Annotated in this window: 4 protein-coding genes; all 4 read left to right on the forward strand. The window is 62.0% G+C overall.

Annotated elements, in window-relative coordinates:
- The first annotated feature begins 76 nt into the window (after positions 1-76).
- The 4 genes from DTJ15_RS09140 (at position 77) to DTJ15_RS08025 (ending at position 11,102) form a co-directional block, all read left to right on the forward strand.
- The gene (locus tag DTJ15_RS09140) at positions 77-1,036 is read left to right on the forward strand and encodes a glycosyltransferase (RefSeq protein WP_249109800.1); all 960 of its coding nucleotides are present in this window, start codon (positions 77-79) and stop codon (positions 1,034-1,036) included.
- A 98-nt stretch (positions 1,037-1,134) separates the two neighbouring features.
- Positions 1,135-2,712 (forward strand): class I adenylate-forming enzyme family protein, encoded by a 1,578-nt coding sequence (locus tag DTJ15_RS08015; RefSeq protein WP_152332642.1) that lies wholly within the window; start codon positions 1,135-1,137, stop codon positions 2,710-2,712.
- Positions 2,713-2,769: 57 nt separating this feature from the next.
- On the forward strand, positions 2,770-9,282 hold the full coding sequence (locus tag DTJ15_RS08020) for a type I polyketide synthase (RefSeq protein WP_249109801.1): 6,513 nt from the start codon (positions 2,770-2,772) through the stop codon (positions 9,280-9,282).
- Positions 9,279-11,102, forward strand: a complete 1,824-nt coding sequence (locus DTJ15_RS08025; RefSeq protein ID WP_249109802.1) for an AMP-binding protein — start codon at positions 9,279-9,281, stop codon at positions 11,100-11,102. Before DTJ15_RS08020 ends, DTJ15_RS08025 begins: the two co-directional genes overlap by 4 nt.
- Positions 11,103-11,140 lie beyond the last annotated feature (38 nt).

Genomic DNA, 11,140 nt, shown 5'->3' on the forward strand with positions numbered 1-11,140 from the left:
TTAGTAAATTGTAAATATTCCAGTCATTCTCTACCCGTAGTGGGCAGGGTGCAGTGGTGGGCTGGGAGATTGACTGGTGGCGGGGCGAATCATTTTTCTGAACTGCTTCCCACGGGATCTCGTTTCTGGCGGCATCAAGACAGTCTACCGCCACGCTTTCCTGCTCCGTCAGGCGGGATTTCAGGCGCAGGTCCTGCAGTCTGAAGGCTTGCCGTCATGGTTGGGGCAGGAGATGCTGCCGCTGGTCTGCAGGGATGTGAAGGACCTTGCAGAAGAGGATATGGTCGTTTTTCCCGAAGTGCTGGATGGATGGTATGCGGACATGATCCGCCAGCCCATGGCCGGGAAGAAGATCATCTTCTGTCAGAATCCCTATTATTTCTTCACATACAGGCCATCAGTTGAAAAATTGAGGGACTGGGGCGTGACGCAGGTTCTGGCTCCGGGGGTGGAGGCAGCGCATCTGATCCAGCGGGTGCTGGGACTGGAGGCTGTTCCTGTCACATCGCCCGTGGTGGATGGAGCTGTGTTCAGGCCACGGCAGAAAAAACTCCAGATCCTTTGTGCTGAGTGGAAATGGCCCCATCAGGGAGGGATACCAGCTTATGTCTGCCTGTTCCGTGACATGCTGTCGTTGAAGTATCCCCAGTTTTCCAACGTTCCGTGGATCCCTCTGAAAAAGAAGGGTGAGGCGGAGGTGGCGGCCCTCATGGGTGAGTCCGCTGTCTGTCTTGCTCTGGGACGGATGGAGGCTCTTGGCATCACGGCGTTGGAGGCCATGGCGGCAGGCTGCCTTGTCGTGGGGTATCATGGCGGTGGTGGGCGCGAGTACGCCACGCCGCAGAACGGGTTCTGGCATTCCCCGGAGGATATGGAAGGCATCGTGGACTCCCTGGCCATGGCGCTGGAGGGATATGTTTCCGGCAGTTCCGCTCTGCTGAAGATGGTGGAACAGGGGCGGTGTACGGCCCGGGCCTATGCGCCAGAGAGGGTCAGTGCGCAGATACGGCAGGTCTATGGATGTCTCTGCGGATGAGACTGCTGCCGGGGGGCAGGAAAAAGCTGTACGGCAGGGATGTTTTCGTCACTCGTTAACGATATAAAAGACATTCATTAATCTATGGCGTCTTCTGGTTGTCAGAGAGACATGGATGGCGGCGGGTTTTCCGACAGGCCGCATGGGAGGGTGAGACGATGCTGGACCGCTTTGTAGCTTACAATGCCCGGATGACAGGAGACGAGGTGGCGTTTGGCAGCCTGTCCCGGAAGCGGTCCTATGCCCTGCTGGAGGCAACGGTCAGCCGTCTGGCCCATGCGCTGGAGGGGCTGCGTTCCCTCAATCTTCGTCGTGTGGCCGTGCAGTGCCCCGATACATGGCGGCACTGGGCACTGACCCTGGCGCTTGGCCGGCTGGGGCTTGTATCTGCTTCCCTGTCCAATGGGGATGTTTCGGAGGAGGAGCTGGCCACCCTGCGCCCGGACCTCATCATCCTCCACGGTCCGGGCGGCCTGCTTCCCGGTGAGGGGCGTCTGGTCCTCGGTGAGGACTGGTTCAGCCGTGCCCTCGCCAATGTGGAGGATGATGATGCGTCCTGTTACTACCCGCCTGTCCCTGTGGAGCGGTCGGCCCCATGCCGTGCTGCCCTGGCCAGCGGGACAGGCCGGGAGCCACATCTGCTGGAGCTGAGCTTCGGTGAGGTGGAGGAGCAGCTGCACCGGATCATCTATCATGACATGGTGGAGTATTTTACCCGCATGGGCAGGGGCCAGAGCCGTATGGTGGGCAAGCCACAGCTGCTCTGCACGGTTGGCCCGCAATCCTTGAGCGGGTTTCTCATGATGGGGGCCGCCCTTGCAGGTGGCACCACGCTGCGGAGCAGCGATGCCCAGAATATCGGGACGGAAGTCATGCAGGCGCCTGCCCTCATGATCGTCATGACGCCGGTTCATCTCAGGCATCTTCTGCGTGCCCTGCCACCACAGGGGCGGCCCATGAGCCATATCTATCTCAGCATCGTGGGGGGCAGGCTGTCCGACAGTCTTCTGAAGGAGACCACAGAACGTTTCACGCCGCATGTTCAGGTCGTGTACGGGACGGATGAAAGCGGCCTGGTGGCGGCCATGCCTGCCGATCAGCGCAGGAGCGAGGATGATGTCGGTGCTCCCCTGCCGTGGGTGGATGTCGAGATCGTGGATGCCGGGGGCAACAGGGTACCGGCAGAAGAGGTGGGTGAGATCCGCATCCGTGGCGGTGGTGTTGTCCGGGGCTATGTGGATGACAACCCGGCGGCGGAACAGCGCTTCCGGGATGGCTGGTTTTACCCGGGGGACCGGGGCTTCATGTCAGCCAGAGGTGGGTTGCACCTGCGGGGGCGAATGGATGCGCTGGTAAATGCCGGTGGCGCCAAGTTCGACCTGGAGGTGGTGGAAGACATCCTGCGCTCCGAAACACGGATCAGGGACGTGGGTGTTTTCATGATGACGGACGGGCAGGGGCAGGAACGGTTTTATGCGGCCATCGTGTCTCATGAGTCGTTTGATGAGCAGGCCCTGTCTGCCCGCCTGCGGAAGCGTTACCCTGCACTGCCGCCGGTCGTCATGATCTGGGTGCCGGAAATCCCACGCACACAGGAGGGCCACGTGGACAGACGCAGGCTGGAAGCGACGCTGAAGGACTATATCCAGCGTGGGCTGCATAGAGGGCAGGCCTGACCTTTTCATGATGCAGGATAGCTGCTGGACCAACCGGGAACAGGAAACAGATCATTCATGAGCCAGACATACACTTCCGATGAAATCGCCATCATTGGTGTTGGCTGTATTCTGCCAGCCGGGCTGGGGGACAGGGATGCCCTCTGGCAGTTTCTGCTGGAGCGTCGGGATGGCTGCGTGCCTGTTCCTGATGACCGCTGGGGGCGCAGACGGTTCTATGACCCGGTTGACCAGACCCCGGGCAAGACGACCATGCAGTATGGTCATTTCGTAAGGCCGGAAGACCATCAGTTCGAGCCCCTGTTTTTTGGCATTTCTCCCCGTGAGGGGATGGTGATGGACATCCAGCAGCGTGTTCTGCTCGATGTGAGCTGGCGTGCCATGGAGAATGCCGGTGTGATTCCCCGTACGCTCGAGGGCAGCAGGACGGGTGTTTTCATGGGCAGCTTCACACAGGACCAGCTCGTCCAGTGTGGCAGCCCTTTCATGCAGTCGCAGATTCGTGACCAGTTTGCGGCGGTGTCTTCCTGCATGACCATGTATGCGGCCCGTCTTGCCCATGTGTTCGGGTTGCAGGGGCCAGCCATTGCCATGGATACAGCCTGTTCATCCTCGCTGGTGGCCATGCATCAGGCCTGCAACAGTCTGCGTCTTGGTGAGTGTGACGTGGCTCTGGCAGGTGGCGTGAACTTCATGGTGATCCCGCAGACGGCCATGCTCATGACCAAGGGCCATTTTCTGGCCAAGGATGGCCTGTCAAAATCTTTTGCGGCAGATGCGGATGGCTATGGGCGTGGTGAGGGCTGCGTGGTCCTCATGCTCAAGCGCCTGAAGGATGCCATGCGGGATGGGGATGACATACGGGGTGTCGTGTGCAGCTCCGGTGTGAACCAGGATGGCCGGACTCCGGTTCTGACCATGCCGGATGCCGGGGCGCAGGAGGCGTTGATCCGGGATGTGCTGCGTCGGGCGAATGTGGCAGCGCGGGATGTGGCCTATGTCGAGGCACATGGCACGGGGACGCCTGTTGGCGATCCGATCGAGGCCAAGGCCATTGCACGGGCCATCGGGCAGTACCAGCCGGAGGGAAGCAGCATTCTCGTTGGCTCGGTAAAGGCCAACCTGGGGCATATGGAAGCGGCAGCTGGTGCTGTGGCTGTTCTCAAGACCATGCTGTGTCTGGAACATGGCATGGTGCCCGGACAGGCGAACCTGAAGGAGCTGAACCCTGCCATTCCGTTCGAGGAGTATCGCGTACAGGTGGCGCAGGGAGAGGCCACGGCTCTGCCTGAGCGGGAAAAGCTGTATGCGGTTGTCAATTCCTTCGGTTATGGCGGGACGAATGCCGTGGCCCTGCTGCGCCGCCCGACCGAGGCGGAGCGGAAGGTGGCCCAGCGTCGGGCCGTGCGGGATCATCGGCTGAAAGGCGTTCGTCCGGTGGGTTTCATGCAGCGTGTGCCGCTGCTGCTCAGTACGTTTGCGGAGCCCTCGCTGGGCTATATGGCCAAAGCGTATGCCGAACGGCTGGAAGGTGGGCAGGCCGGGCATGGCCTGTGGGAGGCTCTCTGCTTCTCGGCAGCCCGGTACAGGGCACGGTTCCGGCAGCGGGCGGTGATCCTCCCGGCCCGGGGAGAGGATGAGATCCCCCAGGCCCGTGAGGCCTTGCAGGCTTTGGCCGAAGGGCGGACCCATCCGGCCCTGTTCACGGGCAAGGCTGTTGTGGATGAGGCTGTAAAACCGGTTTTCCTTTTTTCCGGCATGGGGCCGCAATGGTGGGGGATGGGCCGCCATCTCCTGCGCAAGGGGCCGCCGGAGGTCCGTGCGCTGGCCCGGCGCTGTGATGAACTGTTCATGAAGATGGCAGGGTGGTCCCTGCGGGCTGAACTGCTGAAGCCGGAACAGAAATCCCGTATTCAGGAGACGGAAGTTGCCCAGCCTGCCATTTTCCTTGTGCAGATATGTCTGGCAGCTTTCTTTGCCCGGCATGGCGTAACGCCGGGCGCCATTGTCGGCCATAGCGTGGGAGAGGTGGCAGCGGCGCATGTCAGTGGGGCACTGACGCTGGAAGACGCCGTGACAGTCATTTATCACCGCAGCCGCCTTCAGGCGACGTTGGCAGGCCGGGGCACCATGCTGGCTGTCGGCATGGGCCGCAGCCTGCTGGAAGAACGGCTGGAGGCCTTCGGTGGCAGGCTCTCTGTGGCTGCCATCAATAGCAGTGAGTCCTGCACGGTGGCTGGCCCCCGTGATGACCTTGCCGTGCTGGAGGCAGACTGCCAGAGGGAAGGCGTGTTTGCCCGGTTCCTGAAGGTGGATGTGCCCTATCACAGTCCTGACATGGCTGCGATCGAGGCAGAGATGTTGTCCTCCCTGGCCCATCTCCAGCCCAGTGCTCCAGCGATTCCGCTCTATTCCACCGTTACGGGCAGGTTGTGGGACGATGGGGCGCTGCATGATGGTGCCTACTGGTACGCCAATGCCCGGGAGCCGGTCCTGTTCCATGAGGCCATACGGGCTTTGCTGCATGATGGTCACGTCATTTTCCTTGAGCTTGCGGCCCACCCGGTGTTGGGGGCATCCGTGACAGGCTGTGCTGGGGAGGGACGTCACGAGGTGGCTGTCATTCCGACATTGCGGCGCATGCAGGATGATGCAGAAGGGCTGTTGCGGGCCCTTGTCCGCCTGACACTCAGCGGGGCAGAGCCGGACTGGCGACATGTCCTGCGGCCGGAGCGGATGGAGCTGCCCTTCTACCGGTGGGAAGAAGGGGGAAAAATGTGGCTGGAGACCGAGGCCTCCCGCCGTGACCGCCTGGATACGCAGGTCCACCCCGTTCTCGGCGCGCCCAGTCTGCTGGAAAGCCGTGCCTGGAGGGCTGATATCGGCGTGGCCTCCATGGAATGGCTGATGGACCACAAGATCCACGGTATGGCGCTCTTCCCGGCGGCTGCTTATGTCGAGGCTGCTCTTGCGGCTCATGCCCAGCTGGAGGCCAAAGCTCCGGCCGTGATCGAGGACATCACGATCAGCACACCGCTGGTCGTGCAGGAGGGGCAGGCGCCGGTTGTCATGTGGCGGTTTGACATGGCGACCCGCCGTCTCGTTTTTGACAGCGAGACCGTGGCCTGGAATGGGGACTGGCAGACACATGGGCAGGCCACCATCCTTCAGGCGGCTCCATGGTGTGCAGCATCGGAAAAGAACAGGAATTTTGATTTCGCAGCCCTGTGTGCGGGAACGGCCCATTTTGAAGGGAAAGAGGTTTACGAGGCTTTTGCCGCCATGGGGCTGGATTATGGACCAACCTTCCAGACCCTGCGGCACCTGTATCGTGGTGAAGGGTATTCCGTGGCGGAGATTGCCCTTGAGGATGGGCAGGCCGCCACGCTGGAGGAGTATCATCTGCACCCGGCACTGCTGGATGGTGCCATGCATGCTCTCATCGGGGCTTTCCCGTTTGAGGAGCAGAAGGACGTGTACGTTCCGGCGTCCATCGAGCGTATCAGCTATATGGGGCAGAAGGTCTCCCGGGCCCATGTGATGGTGACGCCAACCCTGCGGACCTGCCGCAAGATCGTGGCTGATCTGCGGCTTTTCACACCGGAGGGTGAGCTGCTCTGCGAGGTGATGGGCCTGTGCTGTCGCCGTGTGGCCCGTGGCGGGCATGAGGCGTCATCTGCGGCACGGCTGGTCTATGCGCCAAACTGGATGAGTGCGGAGCGACAGGTGCTGCTGAGCGAACCGCTGGCCATTACTCTGCTGGGTGAAGGTAATGGGCTGGTGGCCGGATTGGCAGACCTGCTGGAGGATAATGGTGCCGAGCTGACCGTCAGCTCCCGTCTGGATGGGGCTGATCTGGCGGAGCAGCTGGATCAGGAACCGTTCCTCGCCAGACAGCGGGCGTTGGTGCTGTTCCCGCATGGCGGGGATGATTACCAGCAGTGCCTTGATGATATGGCCGCCTGCGTGGCGCTGTTCCAGCGTGTGCCGACACGGGCACGCAAGCGGCGCCTGCCGGTCATCATCGTGACCCGTGGCGCTTATGGCAGGGATGGGCAGGCGCAGGCGCTCCAGCGGGCCTTCCATGGTCTGTTTCGTGGTGCTGCTGCTGAGCGTGTTCTGGACCTCGCCGTACGGTGTGTTGATGTTCCTGCCGAGGGCACAGAGGCCTTTCTGGAGGATATTGCGGCCGAACTCGTTCTTGAGGACACATCGGAGGATACGGTCTGGCTGCGTCAGGCTGATGGCGGGGCTGGCCATGGGGCGGCTCCAGCCGGGGAGATGGTGGAACGCATGGTCCAGCGGCTGGTATCTCCGCCACTGGAGCCCGATCCCCAGCCTGTTCCGCTGGAGCAGATCATGGGGGGACAGGATGATGGTACCGTCGGTGTCCGCCTCGAGGCCAGCCGGTCCGGGACACTGGATGGTGTCACATGGCAGGCTTTTGCCGTGCCGGAGCCGGGTCCGGGCGAAGTCAGGCTCCGTACCCGCATGGCCAGCCTCAACTTCAAGGATGTGCTGAAAGCCATGTCTCTCCTGCCGGAGAGCGTGACGGAAGGGACCTTCAGCGGCGATGCGCTCGGGCTGGAATGTGTGGTTGAGGTCGAGGCGGTTGGAGATGGGGTTGAGGACATGAAGCCGGGCGACATGCTCGCACTTGTCTATCCCGACAGTTTTGCATCCCGCCGCATCGTGAAGGCCAGTGAACTGGCCTATTGTGCCCTGCCCCTGTCGGAAGAGGCCCTGCCGTTCTCGCTGGAGCAGATTGCCGGTCTGCCGCTGGTGTTCGTGACAGCCTATTATACGCTGGTCCACCTGGCCCAGCTCCAGGAAGGGGAGAGTGTTCTCATCCATGCCGGGGCTGGTGGCGTGGGGCAGGCCGCCATCCAGATTGCCCAGCTGAAAAAGGCGGTGATCTATAGCACGGCAGGCAGCCAAGAGAAGCGGGATTATCTGCGTCAGCAGGGCTGTGCGGGTGTCTGGGACTCCCGGACGCTGGAATTCGTGGATGGCATCCGTGAGGCTACCAATGGCCGGGGTGTCGACGTGGTGCTGAATTCCCTGCCCGGTGAGGCGATGATCCACAGCCTGCGGCTCGTGGCGCCGATGGGGCGTTTTCTGGAGATCGGCAAGCGGGACATCGTGGAGCATCGGGCGTTGGAGCTGATGCCTTTCAATGAAAATCTGGCCTATTTCTCCTTCGACATGGATCGGATGATGCCGCACAGGAAACTGTATGGCGTCATGGACGAAATCCTGCTGCTGGCCCGTCAGGGGAAATTCTCCTTCCCGCAGACACGCATCTTCCCGGCCGCAGAAGCGTCCGAGGCCTTCCGCTACCTCATGTCATCCCGGCACATTGGCAAGATCATGCTCTCCTATGAGGACATGAGCGGCCTCAAGGCCCGCCCGCTGCCGCAGGTTCAGCCGGGATTCAGCCGCAGGGGGGCGTATCTGATCACTGGTGGCATGGGCGGATTTGGCCTCAAGACAGCAGAATATCTTCTGTCCCAGGGGGCAGGGGTGCTGCATCTGGCAGGGCGGTCCCTGCCGAAAGACCCGGAGCGTAAACAGGCCATCGCAATGCTGAAGAAGCTGGCCGAAAGTGTTGGCGGTGCGGTGGTGACCCATCGTCTGGATGTGACGGATCAGGAGGCTGTGCGTCGTCTGGTCAGGAAACTGGCCCGGGATGATGTGCCGCTGCGGGGTGTCTTCCATGCCGCCGGTGTGGTGGATGACCAGCTTCTCAGCAGGATGGATGCGGCGAATGTCGCCCATGTCATGGCACCCAAGGTATTGGGGGCCCAGGCGCTGGATGATGCCACCCGTGGGCTGGAGCTGGACCATTTCGTGCTGTACTCCTCCTTTACGGCAGAGATCGGCAATCTGGGGCAGAGCAGCTACATGGCGGCCAACAGTTACCTCAATGCCCTGGCTGAAAACCGGCGCCAGCAGGGGCTGCCCGCCATGGCGGTGGGCTGGGGAGCCATTGGGGATGTGGGGATGCTGACCGAGAGTGATGCTGCCGGTCGCATGTTTGATGTCGCTGGCATCAGAACCATGATGGCGGCGGACTCTCTGGCGTATCTGCCGGTGCTCTATGGCGTGGACCGCAGTGACGTGTCTCTGGTGGACCTCAACTGGGCGCAGGTGTTCGGGGCGCTGGCCTGGCTGAAAACTTCGGCACGCTTTACGCTGTTGCAGCAGGAAAGCCTCAAGGGAGGCATGTCGGGCTCGGTCCAGCTGCTGATGAGCATGCCGGAAAATGAGCGTCTGGATTATGTCCTGTTCCGTCTGAAACAGCAGCTTGGCTCCGTGTTGCAGGTTGAGCCGGAGACGATCGAGGACAGTGCCCGCCTTTCCGAGCTGGGGATTGACTCCCTCGCCGGCGTGGAACTTCAGACAGCCATCCGGTCGGAGTTTGGGGTGGATGTGTCCCTCGTGCTGCTGGCCCGTAACGAAACCATTCTCGAAATGGCCCGCAGCCTGCTGCGTCAGGCGGTAGTGATGGCCCAGCAGGGGGGCACGGTTGCCCTGGAAGGGGCACAGGCCGTCGGAGGGGAAGCATGATCCCCTGGACATGCCATATTGTCCGCCAGTCCGGTTATGTGGTCGAGTATTACGACAATGGGTTCAGCATACTGGACAGGTACGAAAGCAGACTGGATGAGATGCTGAGCTTCCGGGCGGAGGAGCGGCCTGATGAGCTTCAGTGCGTTGCACTGGACCAGACGCTGGAGGTTGCTGCGTCCCTGACATTCCGGCAGGCGCATGAGTGGGCATGCCGGGTGGCGGGACTGGTGAGCCGTTTCGTGCCGGAGCGGGGGCTGGTCCTGCTCTGTTTTGAGAATGAGGCGGCAGTTGTGGCGGGGTTTTTTGGCTGTGTTTATGCCAATACCGTGCCTGTGCTGGGTGTGTATCCCAGCATGGTGGGCAGTGTGGACCGCCTGTTTGACATTCTGGAGGATTCCGGTGCGGTCGCCGTTCTGGGGCCACGGGAGACCCTGATGGGGTTTCGGCGGCAGGCGGCGGGCCGTGCCCGCAAGGTGAAGTGGATTCCCGTTGAAGGAGCTGAAAGTGCCGAGCCGCTCCAGCGCCGCCATGCGGCAGGCCTGGATGATACGGCGCTTGTGCAATATACGTCCGGCTCCATAGGGCGGCCCCGTGGTGTGAAGGTCACGCACCGCAATCTGGGGACGAACCTGCATCTGCTGGCCATCCGCAGTGACTTCTGGCTCAGCCGGCGTGGGCTGGTCTGGCTGCCTCTGTCGCACGATATGGGATTGGTAAGTCTCATGTTCGGTGTGGCGATGGGAGGCACGACGTGGCTGATGAAACCGGAGCATTTCATCACCCGTCCGGAGCGCTGGGTGCAGGCGATTGACCGGTACCGTCTCAATTTCTCCATCGGTCCCAACTTTGCCTATGAGCTTCTGGCCCGGCATGTCCCGGATTCCGCCCTGGAAGGGCTGGACCTTTCCTGCTGGACACAGTCCGTCATCGGTGCGGAGATGATCGAACGGGGAACGGTGGAGCGGTTCTTCAGCCGGTATGGGCCGCTCGGGGTGAAGCCGTCCATTCTGCGGCCGGGTTATGGCATGGCTGAGACAACCCTCATGATCACCGGTGACAGCCGGGACGGTGAGGGCGTGTCTTTTGCCACGTTTTCCCGTGCCGGGCTGGCAGAAGGGCGGGTCGGCCCGCCCCGTGATGAGCATGACGAGCGTGTTCTCGCAGATTGTGGCCGTGTGATTGAGGAACACGCCGTTCTTGTCGTGGACCCGGAGACGGGAGACAGCCTGCCGGATGGTCAGGTGGGCGAGCTATGGCTGAGTGGCCCCTGCGTGACACCGGGGTATCTGAACCGGGAGCAGGAAAACAGGGAACGTTTCGTCACGGGGGCGGATGGTCGCACCTGGTTCCGCAGCCGGGATTCAGGCTTTCTCGTGAAGGGGCATCTGTTCGTGACAGGTCGCATGGAGAACAGCTTCCCTGTTGGTGACCACCGCTATGACCCGGATGATCTGGCACAGGCTGTCCGGCAGGCCTGTCCTGTCTTTACCAGCCGGAGTGTGGCGGTTTTCCGGCATGAGGGCGTGTTGTGCGTCATGGGGGAGCTGTCCCTGGCACAGGCAAGGCAGGTGGCAGGGTACGAGAGGCTTCTGGCCGACATGGCCCAGGCCATAGGGCGGGTCTGCCCGGTCCGGCAGCTGCGCTGTGTCCTGGTGCGGCAGGGCGGCGTGTTTCGCACGCCAAGTGGCAAGATACGTCTTGCGGCTACAGCCGGGGCTTTTGCAGCGGGGCGCCTGCCCATCGTGGCAGAGCAGCTTTTTGGTCAGGAGGCACTGGAGAGGGTCGAGATTCTGGCCTGGGGAAAGACGCCGCTGTGATTGGTTATGATGGTGACGGGTGGAGAGGCGCCCGGGGG

The sequence above is a fragment of the Parasaccharibacter sp. TMW 2.1891 genome (assembly GCF_023337675.1).
Classification (GTDB): domain Bacteria; phylum Pseudomonadota; class Alphaproteobacteria; order Acetobacterales; family Acetobacteraceae; genus Bombella; species Bombella apis.